Origin of the sequence: Flavobacterium gelatinilyticum, from assembly GCF_027111295.1 — a bacterium.
Taxonomy (GTDB): Bacteria; Bacteroidota; Bacteroidia; order Flavobacteriales; family Flavobacteriaceae; genus Flavobacterium; species Flavobacterium gelatinilyticum.
In genome coordinates this window covers 3,344,566-3,363,989 of sequence record NZ_CP114287.1, presented here as the reverse complement: position 1 = coordinate 3,363,989, position 19,424 = coordinate 3,344,566, and the positions used below count along the sequence as shown (strand labels likewise).

Annotated in this window: 21 protein-coding genes and 1 pseudogene; 2 read left to right on the top strand and 20 right to left on the bottom strand. The window is 34.3% G+C overall.

The genetic code is table 11. The annotated features are described in order from the left end of the window. The 19 genes from OZP11_RS14280 to flxA form a co-directional block, all read right to left on the bottom strand. Nucleotides 1-615 (bottom strand): beta-ketoacyl-[acyl-carrier-protein] synthase family protein, encoded by a 615-nt coding sequence (locus OZP11_RS14280; RefSeq protein WP_281231226.1) that lies wholly within the window; start codon nucleotides 613-615, stop codon nucleotides 1-3. Nucleotides 616-624: 9 nt separating this feature from the next. Next, entirely contained in the window at nucleotides 625-1,236 is a 612-nt protein-coding gene (locus OZP11_RS14275; protein ID WP_281231225.1) for a hypothetical protein, read from the bottom strand. Nucleotides 1,237-1,241: 5 nt separating this feature from the next. Then, nucleotides 1,242-1,778 carry a hypothetical protein gene (locus OZP11_RS14270; protein WP_281231224.1) on the bottom strand — a complete coding sequence of 179 codons (537 nt, stop codon included), beginning with the start codon at nucleotides 1,776-1,778 and terminating at the stop codon, nucleotides 1,242-1,244. Beyond that, nucleotides 1,775-2,914, bottom strand: coding sequence for a beta-ketoacyl synthase N-terminal-like domain-containing protein (locus OZP11_RS14265; RefSeq protein WP_281231223.1), 1,140 nt, complete (start codon nucleotides 2,912-2,914; stop codon nucleotides 1,775-1,777). The genes OZP11_RS14270 and OZP11_RS14265 overlap by 4 nt, the downstream gene beginning before the upstream one ends. Before the next feature lie 123 nt (nucleotides 2,915-3,037). Further along, nucleotides 3,038-3,487, bottom strand: coding sequence for an acyl-CoA thioesterase (locus tag OZP11_RS14260; protein ID WP_281231222.1), 450 nt, complete (start codon nucleotides 3,485-3,487; stop codon nucleotides 3,038-3,040). Further along, nucleotides 3,462-4,727 carry an ABC transporter permease gene (locus OZP11_RS14255; RefSeq protein ID WP_281231221.1) on the bottom strand — a complete coding sequence of 422 codons (1,266 nt, stop codon included), beginning with the start codon at nucleotides 4,725-4,727 and terminating at the stop codon, nucleotides 3,462-3,464. Before OZP11_RS14255 ends, OZP11_RS14260 begins: the two co-directional genes overlap by 26 nt. 7 nt (nucleotides 4,728-4,734) lie before the next feature. Further along, nucleotides 4,735-5,433, bottom strand: a complete 699-nt coding sequence (locus tag OZP11_RS14250) for an ABC transporter ATP-binding protein (RefSeq protein WP_281231220.1) — start codon at nucleotides 5,431-5,433, stop codon at nucleotides 4,735-4,737. A 60-nt stretch (nucleotides 5,434-5,493) separates the two neighbouring features. After that, complete coding sequence (gene darH, locus OZP11_RS14245) at nucleotides 5,494-6,492, bottom strand: BtrH-related acyltransferase DarH (protein ID WP_281231219.1); 999 nt, start codon at nucleotides 6,490-6,492, stop codon at nucleotides 5,494-5,496. Then, the gene (gene DarG / locus OZP11_RS14240) at nucleotides 6,492-6,896 is read right to left on the bottom strand and encodes a flexirubin biosynthesis protein DarG (RefSeq protein ID WP_281231218.1); all 405 of its coding nucleotides are present in this window, start codon (nucleotides 6,894-6,896) and stop codon (nucleotides 6,492-6,494) included. Before DarG ends, darH begins: the two co-directional genes overlap by 1 nt. 28 nt (nucleotides 6,897-6,924) lie before the next feature. Continuing rightward, entirely contained in the window at nucleotides 6,925-7,392 is a 468-nt protein-coding gene (locus tag OZP11_RS14235; protein ID WP_281231217.1) for a hotdog family protein, read from the bottom strand. An 8-nt stretch (nucleotides 7,393-7,400) separates the two neighbouring features. Next, on the bottom strand, nucleotides 7,401-7,829 hold the full coding sequence (locus OZP11_RS14230; protein WP_281231216.1) for a hotdog family protein: 429 nt from the start codon (nucleotides 7,827-7,829) through the stop codon (nucleotides 7,401-7,403). Next, entirely contained in the window at nucleotides 7,829-8,962 is a 1,134-nt protein-coding gene (darB, locus tag OZP11_RS14225) for a dialkylresorcinol biosynthesis protein DarB (protein ID WP_281231215.1), read from the bottom strand. Before darB ends, OZP11_RS14230 begins: the two co-directional genes overlap by 1 nt. Before the next feature lie 16 nt (nucleotides 8,963-8,978). Beyond that, nucleotides 8,979-9,881: an NADPH-dependent FMN reductase family protein gene (locus OZP11_RS14220; protein ID WP_281231214.1), complete on the bottom strand. Its 903-nt coding sequence runs from the start codon at nucleotides 9,879-9,881 to the stop codon at nucleotides 8,979-8,981. A 156-nt stretch (nucleotides 9,882-10,037) separates the two neighbouring features. After that, entirely contained in the window at nucleotides 10,038-10,919 is an 882-nt protein-coding gene (locus tag OZP11_RS14215) for a lysophospholipid acyltransferase family protein (RefSeq protein WP_281231213.1), read from the bottom strand. Further along, nucleotides 10,919-11,173 carry an acyl carrier protein gene (locus OZP11_RS14210; protein ID WP_281231212.1) on the bottom strand — a complete coding sequence of 85 codons (255 nt, stop codon included), beginning with the start codon at nucleotides 11,171-11,173 and terminating at the stop codon, nucleotides 10,919-10,921. Before OZP11_RS14210 ends, OZP11_RS14215 begins: the two co-directional genes overlap by 1 nt. Continuing rightward, on the bottom strand, nucleotides 11,166-12,401 hold the full coding sequence (locus tag OZP11_RS14205; RefSeq protein ID WP_281235531.1) for a beta-ketoacyl-[acyl-carrier-protein] synthase family protein: 1,236 nt from the start codon (nucleotides 12,399-12,401) through the stop codon (nucleotides 11,166-11,168). Before OZP11_RS14205 ends, OZP11_RS14210 begins: the two co-directional genes overlap by 8 nt. A 101-nt stretch (nucleotides 12,402-12,502) precedes the next feature. Next, complete coding sequence (flxB, locus tag OZP11_RS14200; RefSeq protein WP_281231211.1) at nucleotides 12,503-13,234, bottom strand: flexirubin biosynthesis SDR family reductase FlxB; 732 nt, start codon at nucleotides 13,232-13,234, stop codon at nucleotides 12,503-12,505. A gap of 36 nt (nucleotides 13,235-13,270) precedes the next feature. Next, the gene (locus tag OZP11_RS14195; RefSeq protein ID WP_281231210.1) at nucleotides 13,271-14,437 is read right to left on the bottom strand and encodes a WG repeat-containing protein; all 1,167 of its coding nucleotides are present in this window, start codon (nucleotides 14,435-14,437) and stop codon (nucleotides 13,271-13,273) included. A 99-nt stretch (nucleotides 14,438-14,536) separates the two neighbouring features. After that, entirely contained in the window at nucleotides 14,537-16,057 is a 1,521-nt protein-coding gene (gene flxA, locus OZP11_RS14190) for a flexirubin biosynthesis tyrosine ammonia-lyase FlxA (protein WP_281231209.1), read from the bottom strand. A 101-nt stretch (nucleotides 16,058-16,158) separates the two neighbouring features. Between flxA and OZP11_RS14185 the strand changes: the two genes are divergently transcribed. Next, nucleotides 16,159-17,409, top strand: coding sequence for an NAD(P)/FAD-dependent oxidoreductase (locus OZP11_RS14185; RefSeq protein WP_281231208.1), 1,251 nt, complete (start codon nucleotides 16,159-16,161; stop codon nucleotides 17,407-17,409). A gap of 59 nt (nucleotides 17,410-17,468) precedes the next feature. Continuing rightward, nucleotides 17,469-17,573, top strand: a pseudogene (locus OZP11_RS14180) (transcriptional regulator); the annotation flags it as partial. A gap of 54 nt (nucleotides 17,574-17,627) precedes the next feature. On the opposite strand, the gene OZP11_RS14175 reads toward OZP11_RS14180, so the two are convergent. Next, nucleotides 17,628-19,250, bottom strand: coding sequence for a hypothetical protein (locus tag OZP11_RS14175; protein ID WP_281231207.1), 1,623 nt, complete (start codon nucleotides 19,248-19,250; stop codon nucleotides 17,628-17,630). Nucleotides 19,251-19,424: the final 174 nt, after the last annotated feature.

Sequence of the window (19,424 nt, the reverse complement as noted above, 5' to 3'; positions counted from 1 at the left end):
TTATTTATTGTATAATGTATTGATTGTTTCGTTTTTATATTCGGTGTTTTCGTCTGCGTTTATAGTGCAAAGAAAAGCTTTATAATTGTCATTGAAAAATTCTACCCAGCCGCATAAAACCGTATCTGCCTTATTGGTATTCAAAAGAATATTCGAATAATTCGACATAAATTCGGTGTTAAAAGCATCAAATATAAAGAAAGAATTTTCACTTTTCAGCTGATGACGGATACTTATTTCGCCCAAACAGATATTTGGAAGCGTATAAACAAAGACCGCCGGACTCGGATAATAGTTTTCTTTGTCAGAAATGGATTCCTGATATTTTACATCGGTATCTAAACTCGACGATTTATTCGCCAAAACCAAAGCGATATTATTTTCCTCTTCCGTTGAGGTAATAGGACTCAAAAGCAATTCTGAACCCAAAAAAGCCAACTTGCTTAAAGTGTCCATTTTGAAAAACTTTGGATACTGCATTTCAAAATTACGATAGGCTTGTTTGGCAAAATCGGCAAAATCTGTCGGTTCAATTTTGAATACAGAAGTTCCGTTGAGAACAATTTCGTTGTTTTCAATTTTGATGTAGGATTGTATGTTGGTTTTTTGAGTCATTTTTTTAATTTAAGAAACCCAGGTTTGAAAAACTTTTATGATATGCCATTCTCCCGATTTATTTTCAATTTTAATTTCAAATCCTCTTCCACATTTTCCGCCCCCGCAAGAAGCAGTTGCTTCGATAATTCCTGAGGTTTTGTCTTTATTAAACCTAATATTGGAAATTTCAATTGTGCCAACAGGCATTCCACTATTATAATCGTGTACTATCCAAATTAATTCATTAGGAAATTTAGATGTATATTGAAAATTAAATTTTTTATTGTTTTTAAAAGGTGTTAAATCAAACTTTTCATTTCTGATTTTGTTATTAACGACATAATCATAAACACCAATTAATATTCTCGTTGTATCTTTTTTTATACTATCCTGAAAATGCTCGTATTTTTTTAGTTTAGCATCATATCCAATTGTATCTTCTTTATTAGTTTTAAAATCTCTCCTTGGCATTGGCGGTGGAGTTACAATTCTCCTATCCATATAAATAGAATCTACAATTTCGACAAAGACACTATTCAAAACCTCTTTTTCAAAATCAGATTCAGGAACTACTTTCTTTTTACATCCAAAAGATGAAAGAAGAACTAGAGTTATAAATATGAATTTTGATAGTTTCATTAACCTTATTGACACAAATTTTTAATATCTCTTTTTAAGCTTATTTGCGAAAAAAGAACTGGAATATTCATTTTTTGATTTTCTTTTATCATCGTCAAATAAATATCATTTTTATCTAGAATAAATATTCTGCTTGTTTGAAATCTCGGATTAATAGCGAGATAATTTAGATTATTATAAACTATAATATTTTTTGCATCTCTATATTTTTCAAATCCATTTTTTTTGCAATATTCATTAATAAGAATTCTGTTTTTTTCGACATCATACTTACTTACAATTTTTGTGAGTAGTTTTTCTGTTGCCTTTCTATAAATTGTATATAAAGCATAAAAACTAAAAATAAAAAGCAAATAAAATTCAATTCCAGTTTTTGAATAATCACGATGTGGATTAAAATAAACTAAAAAAGGCATCAAAAATAGAACGCTATAAAACATGTAAATAGAAATGGTATCGAATTTATCAAACCAATCTTCAGAATAGATCAGTTTATTTTTTTCAATACTTTTTTTATAATTTAAGTTTTTTAAACGTCTCATTTTATTTTCTCAAAAACCACAGCCGTATTACAACCTCCAAATCCAGAAGCTGTCTTCAGGAAATAATCAATCTTCTTTTCTTCATTTTTTTCAATAACATTTACAGTTTCACTAACTCCAATTTCATCAAAACCTTTTGATTCAAAAAGTTTATTTTGATTGGCAGTTTCTATTGCAATTACCGTTTCTAATAATCCCGAAGCGCCTAAAGTGTGACCGTAAAATCCTTTTAAACTATTTACTGGAACATTCTGTAAATCCAAACGATTTAAAGCAATCGCTTCCATTTCGTCGTTATAAGGAGTTGCGGTTCCGTGTGCTGAAATATAATCTAATTTGTTGGCGTCAATCTGCGCTTCTTTCAAAGCATTCTGAATACTTCTAAACAAACCTTCGCCTGTTCTTGATGGTCCGGAAATATGATTGGCATCGTTTATCGAACTGTCTCCAATGACTTTTATTTTCGCGGTTGCCGGATTCGCCGAAACTAAAACGGCAGCAGCTGCTTCGCCTAAACTTACGCCTGTTCTGTTTTTAGAATACGGTTTGCAAGGCAGTTCGCTCATCGCTTGAAATGCATTAAAACCAGACAAAACAAATTCTGAAACTTCGTCGCCTGCCACGACAAAAACATTATCATAAAGCTCTGACTGAATCATTCTTTTAGCAACAGAAACGGCTAAAATTCCGGAAACACAAGCATTAGAAACTACGATTGGCTGTGTTTGGAATCCGAAGAAATCGGCAACGTTTTTTGCCAAAACATCTAAATGAGCGTTGTTGAAACTTTCTTCAGAATTGTCTTTTAAAGACGTTACATTTCCTTTTGTGGTAGAAAGTATAAATGCGGTTTTTGGATTTAATTCGATTTTAGAATTTTTAATAATCGGCTCTAAAGCCAAAATCATCATTTTTTCTAAACGGGAATATTTGGTTTCAGTGCTGATTTTGGCAAAAGCACTGTTTATTTTTTCATCGCTGATAATAGAAGCATAAAATGAATTCGGCATTAAAGAAATATTGCTGTGAAGCTGAATTCCAGAATCGCCGCGAAGGATCGCTTCTATATTCGAAGGAACATCAAAACCTAAAGGCGTGATACAATTCGTTTCTGTAATATATATTTCTCTTATCATTTTCAATTTTCATTTTCTTCTCCTGCAAGGTTTTTAAAACCTTGTAGGTCTCTTTGATTTTGTTTTACTGGTTTGTCTAGAAATTATACCTACAAGGTTTTGAAAACCTTGCAGGAAAACGTGCTATTTCAACAACCCAACTTTTCGTTTCCATTCCTCATAAAAAGGAGGATTTGTCAGCATTAAATTTCCATCTTTATCTAAAAAAACCTGAACGGTTTCTCCGGTACAGGCAATTTCTCCTTTATCATCAATAATTTTAAAACGATAAATCATTTTGGCGGCTGGTGTGTCTACAACTGTTGTTTCTATCGTTACCACATCGCCATAACGCAAAGACAATTTATGTTCGCAGGTCGATTTTACAATTGGGGTTGTGTAACCGGTTGCTGCAATATCCAGATAAGTAAGACCATGTTTACGCCCGAATGCTTCGCGTCCATCTTCGAAATAGGTTATGTAGTTTCCATGCCAAACAATTCCAAGCGGATCTGTTTCGTTAAAACGAATTCTGATTTCGTGTGAAACGGTCAAGTCTGCAGCCTCGTTAAACTGCTCTTTTCTTTTTATCATAAAATAATGCGATGCAAGTTGTAATAATGAAAAACAAAAATAATAAACTTATTTCTGGTATGATTTCCAGGAAAGAGACGCTTCGAAGTAAAACATCATAAAAAGCTTCTAATCCCCAGTTCATTGGCGAAGATTTAGCGATAAACTGCATAATTTTCGGCATGGCAAAAACGGGAACCCAAACACCGCCTACAGCAGCTAAAATAATCACACTTGTTGCACCAAACGGAGCAGATTGTTCTTGCGTACTTGCCACGGTTCCTAATAAAATTCCAAAACCGATGGCTGCGAAACCAGAAAATAAAGCTACGACACTCATCATCAATAAATGTCCTTCGATGTTTAAAGGAGGTAATCCGATGGACGGAAATAAAAATACCGCAACGGCAACCATCATATAAAACTGAATCATACAAATGATCGAGTAGGTGATGGTTTTTCCAATAATCACAACCAAATTAGAAACAGGATTTGTTCTCAATCGAACAAAAGTTCCCTGCGATTTTTCTTTTACAATATTAATCGATAACGGAATTACAATAAAAAATATCGCAAAAAGTGTCCAAGCCGGAACGTTATGTTGTGTCGAATTTGGACGAACTTCTTTGTTATTGATTGTCGGAATTATTTCTTTGAAAGAGATGAAACTTTTCTGTTCAAAATTGGCAGTTTCAACCCCCAACTGATTCTCGAAAGTTTTGTAAATCGATTTGGTTTCAATTTGCGAAATCATTTTGTCAATCGAACTCATCACCGCATTTTTGAAACTCATTTGAACCGCTGGGTCAAAATACAATTTCACTTCTTTTTCTTTAATAACACGGTGAGGTTTTGCAGTTGCAGTACTGTCTGTCAAACCTAAACTGCTGACGATTTTCTCTACATTCTGATCTACTTTTGCTTGTAAATCAGCACTTAAATTTTCCGGAATTACAATCGCCAATTGAAATTTTCCTTTATGAACATTTTCTTTGGCAATTTCTTCCGTTATAGGTTTGTTGTCAATTTGTGTTACAACAGTAAACAAATTGCTTTTTTCTAAATTTTCAAAAACGGTTTTCGAAACAGATCCTTTGTCGTTATCAACAATAAGAATCTGAATTTTTGAATCGGTTACAGCTTTAAAAGTACTGTCCTGAATTAAGGTTACCGTAATAACCAAAACCAAAGGCATGATAAATAAAATGATTAATCCGCCTAAATCTCTTCTCAATAAAAGAAATTCTTTTACAACTGACATCCAAATTTTATATACCATCTCTTAGTGCTTTTCCGGTTAATGAAATAAAAACATCTTCGAGATTTCGGGCATCTTTTGTAGCTTCAATTAATGCCGACGGAGTATCTTGTGCGTAAATCTGTCCTTGATCTAAAATTGCAATCTGCGTACAGAAATCTTCGGCTTCAGCCAAATGATGCGACGTATAAATAATAGTTGTCCCGTTTTGGTTTAAAACTTTTAAATAATCGATGATAGCAGTTTTAGAATGCACATCGACACCAACAGTTGGTTCATCCAAAAACAAAACTTTTGGTTTATGAAGAATTCCTGCAATTAGGTTTACACGGCGTTTCATTCCACCAGAAAAAGTCTGAACTTGTTTATCGGCAAATTTCAATAAACCCAAAAGATCCAAAGCTTCGATTACTTTATCTTTCAAATCAGAACCTTTTAAACCGTACATACTTCCAAAATAATGCAGATTTTCTCTTGCCGTCAAAGTCGGATATAGTGCATATTCTTGAGGAACAACGCCTATAATTTTTTTAATTTTTGAAGCATGATGCTGATAATCCAAACCATCAATAGTAAAATGTCCCGAAGTTGGTTTTACCAATCCGCAAAGCATTGAAATCAAAGTGGTTTTTCCAGCACCGTTTGGACCTAATAGACCAAAAATCTGACCTTCATTTATGTTTAGCGAAACGTTGTTCAAAGAATACATTTCTGCATTTTTGTACTTTTTCGAAAGGGATTCTATTTGAATGATAGACTGCAAAATATCTTAGCTGATGGCTTTTTTTAGTTTTTTGAAAAAGATTTCTTCTCTATTGGCAATGTCCAAAAGTTCATCGGCAATAGCGTTGTAAGCGTCTTCTTTGGCACTTCTGTTTTTATAAATACGTGAAGCTTCTACAGCAAAATCACGCCATGAATCGCCAATTTTTGTCATTTCTTTAGAAAGTTCTTTCAGTTCTTCATTACCCAAAATAACCGAAGCTTCTTGTAAAAATGCGGCATAAATAAAACGGAAACCTCCGCCTCCAGTTCCAATTTCTTCCTGCATACGAACCATTTGCGCCAAGTAATGATTGGCTTTTTTAGTTCCGTGTTTTATCGGCCATTTTCTAATTTGCTTCGAAACAAATTTGATTCCACGAACACCAACAATTGGCATTGGCGCCAGCATATCTCGACATGTATTTTTAATTCCTTTAATGATGGCGCTTTTTAAATCGACATTTGCAGGAATCTGAATCGGATAATACATTTGACCGCGTGGTGCAAAAGCACCTTTGGCAAAACGAACTTTATTTAATTCTTCGTGCGTTAGCGTTGTAACGGTTTCCATAACAGGATCGCTCACTAAATAATCGGTTTCGGTTTTTCCGTAAACAACTAAATTGTGTGCGTTGAAATGAAAACGATATTCGTCTGGAAAATAACTTAAATTGTACACGCCAACTTGTAATCCGGTTGGAATATTATTTTTTAAATTTTCGTCTAAAGCTTTAGTTGCATTTGATACAGAAGAAAATTTTTGTCTTTTTATTTTTAAATTTAAACGGGTTGCCACTTTATTAAAAATCTGACCAGGCAAAGTTCTGTAACTAATTGCTGGCGCATAATTGACTTTTATAAAAGGGAGATATACAAAAAACAACCCAGAGCCAATACCAAAAACCATCGGTTCGCTGATGTTTAATCCGCTGTTTTTTAGCAGATTTGACGCTACTCCATTCTCGCAATGAGCAGACTGATGATGTGTGAAATTTAATTCCATTATTTGGTAATGCTGTTTTTTAATTCATCGACTGATACTTCGAAAGTATCGGCATATTTTTTTAAGATCTTATCGTTTAGTTTCGCAAAAACACTTGGTTTGAAATGTCTTTTTACGCGCCATTTCCAGAATCCTACGTAGCTTGATAAAATCGTAAGATCCATTTTGTTGATTTCCATAAAATACACAATCGGACTTACTTCGCCATTTAAAACTTGTTGTTTAGCATCGGCGATTCTTTCGTTTATTTCGTCAATAGAATTGGAAAGTGCAATTGTTTTTGGTTCCCAACCTGTGCTTAAGGTTGTGGTGTAATTGCCATTTTCATCTGTTGCGTACAAAAGTTCTTTAACGTTGTTTTTCGTTAAATTACTTTGATCCTGAGGTACTTTGTCTTTTTCCATTACCTAGTTTTATTTTCAAGTGGAATTGCTACGAAACAGAAACTGTCTTTTGAATAAACAAGTTAATTTCGCATTCTAAGAGTATTTGTTCTCCAAGTAAGCTTTTACAGCTCATCGTACATAAAGTGTAATCGTCGCCAACGAATTTTGAAACCAAATTGGCTTTGGTAATTATAGTATCACCGGCTTTTGGAAGCGCGTGAATTTTTACATTTTTTAAAGCGCTGATAAATCCAATTACATTTACGTTTTCATTTTCTGTTCCGTCTTCTTCAAAAAAATACTTTTTTCCAACAATAGATGAACAAGTTTGTGCTGTGTTTTCGATTAAACCTGCCTCTATAAAAACATTGTTTTGTACAAAAATATTGTCTTGTTTGATTTCAAAAACTGTTTCGACAAATTGAGAATCAATATTCAAAATCAAATCCACCATAAGCATTGGTGCCCGGTGTGGTAAATAATTTTGTATGTCAACAGCAGAAGAGGTTTTCATTATTGATTTTATTTTGCCAGAACGGTTTTCATTTGTCCTCTGGCAATTTCTTCATTATTTAAAGTCGTCACAATATCAACCAGAGTAATTCCTGCAAATTCCTGCAAAATGGTAACTTCAGATTGAATGATATCGTTTAATTCTGGTAGTTTTTTAATTTCAATTTCTTTAATAGATCCGATGTAACCTGTTGGTGCAATTTCATTTTTTAGAAAAAACTGATAACCAGTGTGCAATGCCACAGATTGTGCCATATGTTCGATTAAACCAGCTTCTAAAAAAGTATTATTGTCAAAAAATATATTGTCGCTTTTAATATTAAAACCAGAAACTAATGATGTCTCACTATAAGAAAGCATGCTGTCTACCATTACAAAAGGAAACTTTTGAGGTAATAAATTTTCGACAGCTTCTTTTTCTAAAAGTACAACGTCCATTAGCAAACAGTTAAATACGCATACGCAAAAGAAAATCTTCCGCTTTCCGGAACAGATAAAAGGATATGATCTCCTTTTTTCAAATTTCCTGAATTCATTAATTCTTCAAGAGCCAAATAAATAGAGGCAGAACCCACATTTCCAACTCTGGAAAGATTCATGAACCATTTTTCATCACTCATTCCGATTCCTTTTTCTGTTAATCCTTTTTTCAATCCTTCAACAAAAAAGTTTGAAGAAACGTGAGGAATGAAATATTGAATATCTTCAGATTTTATATTGTTTTTATCCATTGCGTCTTTCATGCTTTCTGCACCTTTAGACAGGATAAATTCGTCTAATAATTTAACATCTTGTTTAATAGAGAAAACAGATTCATTCAGCCATTGTTCCGGAGAATAATCGCTCCAGCCTTTAATTTCTCCGTTTTCTAATTTATCACCTCCGGCGTACATGCAGGTTTCTAATTCGTAAGCATACGAAAAAGCTTCCATCCATTCTATTTTAAGAGATATTGGGCCTCTTGGTTTGTTTTCTAAAAGAAAAGCTCCTGCACCATCAGATAACATCCAGCGAAGGAAATCTTTTTTGAAAGCAATAATAGGTTGTTCTTCCAGGCTTTTTAAATTGTCAGCCTCGTGATTGTATTTTTGTGCATTCAGCCAGGTCGAAACTTTTTCTGATCCTGTGCAGATTGCATTGTTTGAATTTCCGGATCTTACTGAAAGAAAACCAAATTTTAATGAGTTCATTCCGGCACAGCAAACTCCGGTTGAAGAGTTTAATTCTACCGATTTGTTTTTTAATAAACCATGAACCATCGCAGCATGCGAAGGCAGAAATATGTCCGGAGTTGAGGTTCCGCATGAAAGTACTTCTAAATCCTGAGGCGTAAAATTTTCGTCGAATAACGGCAAAATTGCATTTCTCGTTAATTCTGCATTACTGTGAGTGCTTTTTCCTTCTTTATCAACAGCGTAGTATCGGCTTGTAATTTTGTTGTTGCGCAAAATAATGCGTCTTGCTTTTGAAGCAGTATCATTGATAAGACCTAAATAGGCTTCCATTTCGTCATTAGAAACAGCTTCATTTGGCAAATATTTTGCAGCTTTTGTAATATATACTTCAAACATAATCTAAATACGTCTTCTAAACTCCCTGATAATATTGAGTTTCTTTTTTTATGATTTTTAACTTAAACGGATATAAAATAAGGTGCAATATATACACTATTGGTGAGATTAACCAAATCGCCAGGAATAAATAAACATTAAATACTTTTAGAAGCAATTTTCGTTTTTTTTGATTTTTATAAATGATGTTTGACCATTTATTGAAAATTTTATTGGCAGTTTTGTCAACAGTTACTAAATACGAACTGATCTTTACGGCCTCGATTTTGGCTAATTTTGACTGTAAATTATCTAAATTATCTGCATTAAACTCAGACAACATTACTTCTCCAAACTTTGAAGATTCCTGAATATCTTTATCTGAAACTCCAGGTAAAGGAAAAATACCAAGATACTTTTTTTTAACTCCGGAGAACATCCATTCTACAATGGTTATAACGCTGATTAAGTTGCCAACACGGTCTACTAATGCGACATTTCCAACAAGTTTTGCATTGGCTTCTTTAAGTAAAACTTTGATTTTTTCCTGTGCCATAATCCACATGTTTCTCGAACCGCTTATGGTAATTACAGGTGTATTATGGAGTATTTTTTTTCCTTCCCAGCTTTTTAAAAATGAATTAATAGGAATCGAAGGTGATAAATACCACACTTGATAATGAAAAAGGATCAGGTCGAATTTTGTATTCAGGATTGCTTCGGGAACAGGTTTTAATGCGGTTGGAATCTGTAAAAAAGATTCAGGGAAAGCATCAAAAAATGCTTCCTTATTCCACGGAAAAGGGAATGGTTTTTCCAGTTGTATTTCGTGAAAAGTGAGATTTATTTCCTCCGAATTTAGAAACGGTTTTGCAATATTTTCTGCAATAGATTCCAGCTGTCCAGACTGAGAATAATAAATTACGAGAACATTTTTCATTAGATTTTGACTTTGATCGTCAGCAAAAGTAAGTAAATTTATTTAAACGAATTTTCTTATTTCGACGAAGGGTCTCTTTGTTAGCCGCTCCCAATAGCTATCGGGATTACCAATTATTTAAAATACTGCAGTGATAAATGATTGTGCTAATAAAAATTAAGATTTTATGTCATTCCAAAAATCAAAATAATTGAACCATTGTAGTGGATAACGATTCAAAATGCTTTCTACACTTTTTACATATTCTTTCAAAAGTGCTTTTTCGTCGCGGTGTTTTACTTCGGCTTCTCTTGCGTATAAATGGTAATGCAGGTTTGGCTCTTTCATTACATAAACAAAAACGACTGGTACTTTTAATCTTGAAGCAATTAAAAACGGACCAGCTGGAAAATGGGCTTCTTTGCCCAAAAGGGTTTCAGAAAGCGATTTTGTTCCTTCAAAATAGCGGTCGCCCGTAAAGCAGATTAATTCGTTATTGGCCAAAGCGGCATTAATCTCAAAAATATGAGAGAGATCTTCTTTTATGATAATAAATTTTACGGTATGTTTTTGAGAAACACTTTCGAGATAATTCTTAATTGCAGAATGTTCTAAATCTGTCGTAACAAGATTGATTTGGAAATTAAGATCAATATCTCCCAAAAAATGTTCGGCAATTTCAAAATTACCAACATGTGCGCTAATTAGAACACCGCCTTTTTTCTCGGCTAATAATTTTTTAAGTGTTTCGATTCCATCAAATTCGTAAGTGAATTTGTTTCGCATTCCGGCCGAAATAGAAACCTTATCAATAATGGTCTGCCCAAAAGTGTAGTAACTTTTGAAAACCATTTTTTTAGATTTAAAGTAAGAATACTGAAGCCTTTCTTTAAAATAATAGAAAATAGATCCGTTACTTTTTTTCAGGAAAAGAAAATAGTAAGAGGCAACAAAATAAAGTAAAACATAAGCAGATTTAAGACCCGCTTTTCGTATCAAAAAAACGAATATCCTATAACCTAAAACAGTTCCTTTTGATTTGCCATCCCATTGATTCATTAAGCTGATTTGGCTTTTAGTTTAGTTTCGATAAGGTCATAGAAACTTTGAAAATCAGAAATTCCAACAAAATCTGCTTCTACCAGTTTTACACCAAAGTTTGCCTCTATTGAAACTACCAAATCAACATAATCCAGACTGTCTAACCCAAGTGTATCTTTTAAATTAGCATTTGGTTCAATGTCGTCATTGTCTACTTCAAATTCATCAACTAAAAAACCATTAATTTTTGCTATAATCTCTTCTTTATTCATCGTTCAATTTAAACTTTTTAACCACCAACGCAGAGTTGGTTCCTCCGAAACCGAAAGAATTGGACAAAAATATGTCAAATTTTTTGTTTAACGTAGTTTTAACTAAATTTAATTTTGAAGCATCTTCGTCCGGATTTTCTAAATTGATGTTTGGCGCGATAAAATCGTGCTGCATCATGATGATCGAATAAATGATTTCGCTGGCTCCGGCCATCCAGCACTCATGGCCTGTCATTGATTTTGTTGAACTTATATAGGGATTTTTTTCTCCAAAAACTTCAAAAATAGCCTTGGCTTCGTTTGCATCGCCAACAGGTGTTGAGGTAGCGTGAGCATTTATATATTCAATGTCTGATGCTTGTAAATTGGCTTCTTCCAGGGCTCTTCTCATGGCTGTTGCCGGTCCTTCGACATTTGGGGTCGAAATATGACCGCCGTTTGATGAAAATCCGTAACCGGAAACTTCGGCAATAATATTGGCGCCTCTCGCAATGGCCGACTCGTAGCTTTCGAGAATTAAAGTCGCACCTCCGCCGCTTGGAATTAATCCGTCGCGACCGGAATCAAAAGGTCTTGAGGCTTTTTCAGGATCGATTTCTCTGTTAGAAAAAACACCCAATCCGTCAAAACTGCTCATAGCATACTTATTTATTTCCTGTGCTCCTCCGGTGATAATAATATCCTGAAAACCGCTTTTTATTAAAAAATAAGCCAGTCCGATAGAATGAGAACCACTTGCACAGGCTGCACTTACAGTTAAGTTGATACCTCGAAGTTTAAAAATCGTCGAAAGGTTCATGGTAACCGTAGAATTCATCGATTTGAAAATCGCTCCGGAACCAATTAAGGCTGTGTCTTTTTTTTCGCGTACAATATCTGTAGCATCAATAATAGCTTTAGAAACACTGTCGTTTCCATACATAATGCCTACTTCGCGAGTATCAAAAAAAGCATCGTCGATTCCTGCATTTTTCAAAGCTTCGATTGTTGCCATATAAGCATATTCGGTTTCTTCGCCAATGCTCATACGCTGTCTGCGGGTCAGTAAATTTTTTAAATCCGCTTTTGGCACCATTCCGGTCAAAGCCGACTGAAAACCAAATTCTTTTCTTTCAGAATCAAACTGAATACCAGATTTTCCCTGATATAATGAATCTTTTACTTCATCTAAAGAAGTTCCGATACAAGAATAAATTCCCATTCCAGTAATTACAACTCTCTTATTCATCATCTTTCAAAGTAATTTTTTAACCGTTAGGTGTAATTGTTTTTAAACCCTTAGAAACAGAGCCGTCATTGTGAAAATCTATGTTTCTGTTTGTTTGGGCTTTAAGAATATATTCCTCCGTTTATATTGATAATTTCTCCGGTAATATAACTCGATTTTTTTGAAATCAAAAAGCTTACCAGATCAGCTACCTCTTCGGCTTCCCCAAAACGATTAACAGGAATTAGTTTTAGTAATTCTTTTTCGTCCAGCTGGCTGGTCATATCGGTTCTAATGAATCCCGGTGCCACGGCATTTACTGTAATATTGCGTTTTGCCACTTCCTGGGCCAAAGCTTTTGTAGCGGCCACTATGGCACCTTTTGCAGCCGAATAATTGGCTTGCCCGGCAGTTCCTTTTACTCCGGAAACCGAAACCATATTTACGATTCGGCCGTATTTATTGCGCAGCATTTTTTGAATAAAAAACTGCGTTACATTAAAAAACCCGTTTACACTTGTGTTTAGAACGCCGTTCCAGTCTTCGGGAGTCATCCACATAAAAAGACCGTCTTTTGTAATTCCGGCATTGTTAACAATCGCTTCTACAATGGCTTCCGGATTTGCTTCCTGCCATTGTGTTAAAGTATTTTGTACCTCTTCGAAATTTGAAACATCAAAGCCTAAAATTTCTCCGGTTGCACCTAATTTTTGTATTTCCTGAAGTGTTTCTTCGGCAGCGGTTTTGTTTGAATGATAATTAATCAGAATATGATAATTAGATTCAACGGCTAATTTTTTACAAATAGCGCTTCCAATTCCTCTTGAGCCGCCTGTTACTAATACACATTTCATATTGTGTGGTATTTTTATTTTTTATCAGAGATAAATTTACTTCTTTTTTTTCGCTGCAGGTTTCGCCGCAGGTTTTGTTTTAGTTTCAGCTTTTGCTTCCTGTTTTGGTTTTTCCTGAACTGTTTCGGTTTTGGCAGTTTTTTCGGCAGATTTAGAAAACAATTCGGCATTTTCAAACCACTGATTTCCTAAAACAGTTCCATCTGGTTTAAGAAAACCCCATTTGCCTTCGTTTTTTACTCTTGCTACTCCGCCTATAAATCCTTTTTCCTGATCTGTAAACATGGCAATAATAGCATTTGTAGTAATGCCGTATTGTGTTGGGATTACCAGTTTGCCGGATTCGTTAATGAATCCCCAATTGCTTTCTTTTACAGGCGCAAGGCCGTTTGTACTGAAAACTTCGGCATCACTGTACGTTGGTTCAATTATAAATTTTCCTTCCGGATTAATGAATCCCCATTTTTTTCCAACCAGAACCGGAGCCATATTTTTTGAAAAAGCTTTTCCTTTGTCATAAATTGGAAGAATTGCCCAGTTTCCTCTTAAATCAATATACCCGATTTTTCCGTTCTTTTTGGCAAATGTGAGATCCTGAGTTTCAAAATCCCATATTTTTTCAGCACCATCAACCGGAACAAATTTTCCGCCAATTACAAGTCCGAAAGTTTTGTCTTTTCTGGCCCAGGTTGTACTTTTAAAATAATTCCCAATTTCTGAATAAGCAGGTTCTACCAATTCTTTTCCGTCGGTATTAATAATTCCCCAGTTTTTGTTTAGTTCGACCCTTGCAAAACCATTTTCAAAAGGTTTGATCATATCGTACTTTGGTTCTAAAACCACAGCCATTTTGTTATTGATAAGCCCTATTTTATTGTTTTGTTTGATAAAAGCCACACCGTCATTAAAATCATATAATTTTTCAGAAGCGGGTGCTTTCTGGATTTCTCCTTTTGTATTAATATAAACCCATTCCTTATCTTTCTGTACGATTGCTATTCCGTTGTTAAAATCTTTGGCATCTTTAAAATCAGCAGGAATTACCCAGCTTCCTTTAGAGTCTATATATCCCCATTTGCCGCCGTTTTCAACAGCTGCTAAACCTTCAGAAAAACTTCTGGCTGATTTGTATTGAGGTTCGATTTTAAAAGATCCGTCTTTGGAAATATATCCAATTTTTGAATTCTTTTTAACTAATGCCAATTCTTGACTATTAACAAATTGAATAAAGAATAGCAGCAAAAAAATAAGTGTTTTTTTCATGATTTAAAATTCAATATTAATAATATAGGGTAAAAAATTTTAACTGTTAATCAGATAATCTTTTACGTTTTGAACAAAAGGATACATAACCTGATCTTCCTTAAATGTTGGAATTATTTGGCGGACATCATCGTACCATTTTTTGGTTACAGATGAAACTTTGTCTTTTTGTCCTAAATAATCAATTGCCTGAACAATGGTGATCATCTCGATTGCTAATACTTCAAACGCATTTTCGATCACTTTTGATGTAATTACAGCCGAATTTGTTCCCATACTTACAATATCCTGATTGTCGTTATTGTTCGGGATGCTGTGTACGTACATTGGGTTCGATAACATCTGGCTTTCGGCAGTGGTTGAGGTTGCGGTAAACTGTACACCCTGCATTCCGAAATTAAATCCTAATGTTCCTAAATTTACAAAAGGAGGCAGTAATTCGTTGATTTTTGAATTTAATAAATAATTCAACTGACGTTCTGCCAGCATCGTTAATTTGGTAATAACGATTTTCAGTTTATCCATTTCCAGCGAAATATAATCTCCGTGGAAATTTCCTCCGTGATAAACGTGTTTGTTTTTAACGTCGATAATCGGGTTGTCATTTGCAGAGTTAAACTCGTCTTCCAGAATAGAAGCTACATTGTTGATAGTTTCTAAAACCGGCCCAAGAATTTGAGGAACACATCTTAAAGAATAATATTCCTGAACTTTTTCTTTGAAGATTTCCTCGGTATTTTCACCAGAATATAAATGGTCTTCTCTTTTACGGATCAAAGTACTGTCGGAAAGATTTTTACGCATCTGCGCTGCCACTTCCTGTTGTCCTTTATGGCGTTTTGTCTGGTTTAATTCGGCAGAGAAATGATCATCATATGCCTGAACCAGTTCATTGATTGCACATGAAGATTTTAATGACCAGTCTAATAATTTTTTGGCATGATGAATATTTACAACGCCAATTCCGGTCATTACAGAAGTTCCGTTGATTAACGCCAGACCTTCTCTGATTTCTACCTGAATTGGTTTTAAACCTTCAATTTCAAAAACTTCCTGAGTTGGTCTTCTGTCTCCTTTATAAAAAACTTCGCCTTCGCCAATTAAAACTAAAGCTAAGTGTGATAACTGAACTAAATCGCCGCTTGCCCCAACACCGCCGTGTTCGAAAATAAGAGGTGTAATATCTTTGTTGATTAACTCTGCCATTAAATGAATTACAGAAGGATGAACTCCTGAATTTCCTAATGAAAGTGTATTCAATCTAGCTAATATCGCTGCTTTAGCACAAGCCGGACTTAAAGGTTTTCCTGTTCCGGAAGAGTGGCTTCGGATTAAGTTATATTGAAGCTGAATTTGATCGGATTCTTTAATTCTGTACTGAGCCATAGGCCCAAATCCGGTATTTACGCCGTAAATTACTTTGTTTCCGGAGAATTCTTTTAGAAAATTAAAGCTTTCGTTCACTCGGTTTAGAACCACTTCGCTAATTGTAACTTTTTGATTTCCAAAGATTATTGCCTCGAATTCTTCTAAACTTAGAAATTCATTAATTGTATTCATTAAATCGATTTTAGTTGTGCTAATTTAATTTTATTTATCAAAATAAATGTAGTTATTTTGATGATGGCAAATGTAGGTTAATAATTGATAATATTTTTATTATGACAAAGGAGTTTGTAGATGTTTTAGTCATTGGGGCAGGACCCTCAGGATGTGTTTCTGCATCATATCTTCATAAAAATAATGTAAAAGTAAAAGTTGTAGAAAAAACAAAGTTTCCGAGACTTGTGGTTGGCGAAAGTTTAATTCCTCGTGTAATGGATCATTTTGCTGAAGCTGAGCTTTTTGAAGCTCTTGATTCTATGAATTTTGAAAAAAAGCTAGGTGCCCGTTTTATCAGGGGAGAAGAAATATGTGTTTTTGACTTCAGTAAAAAATTTGGAGAAGGCTGGGACTGGACCTGGCAGGTGCCGCGTGCTGATTTTGACAATACTATGGCTCAGGAAGTAGTTCGTAAAGGTATTGATCTGGAATTTGAAACCGAAGTTTTGGAAGTTTCTTTTGAAGGAAAAAAATCAAAAACTATCGTAAAAGATAAAGACGGAAATTTAAAAGAAATCCACGCTGATTTTATTATCGATTCCAGCGGATACGGACGTGTTTTACCAAGACTTTTAGATTTGGATACGCCGTCTAAATTAGATCCGCATTCATCTATTTTTACTCATGTAAAAGACATTAACAGAGAAGAAGGCGAAGAGGGAACTCAAATTTCATTTGATATTCTGGAAACCGAAGTCTGGCTTTGGGTAATTCCGTTCTCAAACGGAAATACAAGTTTAGGAGTTGTTGGTCCAACAGATTTTATCAATTCGCTTTCTGAAAATAAAGATAATGCTGAGGCTTTGCGAAATGCCATTCAGAAATCTGATTATTATATCAAAAGATTTAAAGGAACAGAATTTTTATTTGAACCTGTAAAGCTTGAAAACTATTCAAGAGCGGTAAAAAGAATGTACGGTGATGGTTTTGCCTTAACCGGAAATAGTTCTGAATTCCTTGATCCTGTATTTTCATCAGGTGTAGCTTTTGCAACTGAGTCCGGAATGCTGGCTGCAAAATTATATTTGAAAGAATCACAAGGAATTCCTGTTGATTGGGAGGAAGAATTCACGCAATACATGAAACGCGGAATTGCAGTTTTTACTACTTATGTACAAGAATGGTACACAGGAAACCTGCAGACGTTGTTTTTCCATCAGCCCGAAAACCCGGAAGTAAAAGAAAAAATATGCGCTGTTTTAGCGGGTTATGTCTGGGACGAAGAAAATTCATTCGTCAAAAAACACGATCACGTAATAGCCAATATGGCGTATTTACTAAATATGCAAAAAGAACAAAGCTCTGAATAATCAGGGCTTTTTTTTGCTGAGATGACAATGCTTCGATGAATTCAAATGTTCAATTTCAGCCAACATTCAATCCCCTTGACAAAGTTGTTGAATTGTATGAACGTTTGGTTCAGGCTGAAAAAGAAAAAATTGAATATTTGGAAAAATTATTAAAAGAGAAATAGATCTTTATAAAAGTAAATAAAAAAAATAAGAGACCCGTAGGTCTCTTATTTTTTTTATTTTAAAGTAACTTTAAGCATTACATCTTCTTTTTTCTTTTTGTATGCTTCAAGCACAAAAGTCGTGTCGCTTGTTTTGGTTAAACGTTTTGTAGAAAACTGATAAAGTTCAAAATCTTCTATTTCGCGCAGGTTCATGATCGAACCTTTTTTTAGTTCTCCGGTTTTATCATTGATCTTTACCGCTGTTAAGTAACCTCCGTATTTGTCTGAATGCATGGCAGGTGTTTTATCGATTGGAAGATCAATATTTTTTACATTGTCCAGAAACACGAAGAAATTATCGGTATCGTTACAGAAAAATTTATAAGACATACTGCCCTGACCGGCACCACCTCTTTGGAACTTCGGGATTTTTTTCATCCATCCTAATTTTCCGTCAGGGTTAATTTTGGCAGCAATTATATCGTTAAAATAATAACTGGTTGAGGTATGCGTACTGGTGCTTCCGTTTGAGAAACTGGTTATGGTTGTGGTAACCGTATAATCCTGTTCGCCAACGAGAACAATGCTTCCGTCTTCACGCATATGAAGGTCTTTCAGCTTTAAATTTTTTATTTTGGCACCTTCGCCTTTTTCCTCTTTTTTGTTGTTTCTTTTCTTCTCTTTTTCGCTGCTGTATTCGTTAATTAAATCCAAAGGAATTTGATAACTGTACTGATCAGTCAAACTGCCGTCTTCTTTCATTTTATACAAAATAATACCATCGCAGTTGTCAGCAAAGTCTTTTCCTTTTCCGTTATTATAATAACCGCCTACAAATGCGCCTCCTTTAGGCGAATCAAACATCCAGAGACGGGTAATAAATTTGTCTTTATTCTCAATCTTTGTAATGTTCATTTTTTCAGAATCGGGCGAAATGGTAAACAATTCGATATGGTAGTTCGCTACAGTATCGTTTTTACTTTTTTTATCATCATTACTGTCATCATGAAATACTTTGGTCAGCATATACAAATTTGATTTGTTGTCAATCTTGTAATCCAGATTATCCATACGGCGTTCTGTATAAGGCATTGTAATTTCTTTGTCTGAAACTTTATTCAGGTTTCCGTCAAAAGCATATAATCCTATGATGTCAAAACTTTTTTTATCGTTTTTAAACTCCGGTTTTTTACGATATTTTACCAAAAGAGACTTTTTATCTAAAGTGGGAAGAATGTTAAACTTGTAGCCGCTCTCTAAATAAGTTGGGACTATTTTTTCGTTAACCGTAATCAGAAGTTTTGGGCTCCCTGAAAATTCTCCTTTTGCAAAATCAATCTGCTGGCTGTACAATTGTTCTTTTTTATCTTCGTAAATAGAATAGAAAATATAAAAATTGTTGTTGATTTCCTTAACAGCTTCGATTACACGATCTTTTGGAAAGTATTTTTCGTATTCCTTTTCAGAAATAAATTCTGGCTTATCTGCATTAAACTTCTGGATGTAAATTTTTTTCTTGTAAAATTTTATCGCAACAACTTCATTGCCTTGTGCAAAATAATATTTGGCTTCGGCATCTCTAACTTTGTAAGGCGCGCTTACATCGTATTTGTAGTCAGTTGATAATTCTTTCTGCGAATGCCCCTGAAAAAAAGCACAGAAAAAGAGTAAAATAAAGAGTAGTTTTTTAATCATATTGGTCTTGTTTTTAGTGAAAATGGGTGTCAAAATTTAGGCACGAAAGTAGTTAAAAGAGATCGTTAAAACCTGTATTTATTATTATTTCTCTCGTTAAAATTTTTAGACATTCATTATCAATAGCTTAGGTGTTTTATTTGGTGATAATCCATAAAAAAAGGATCTCAGTAA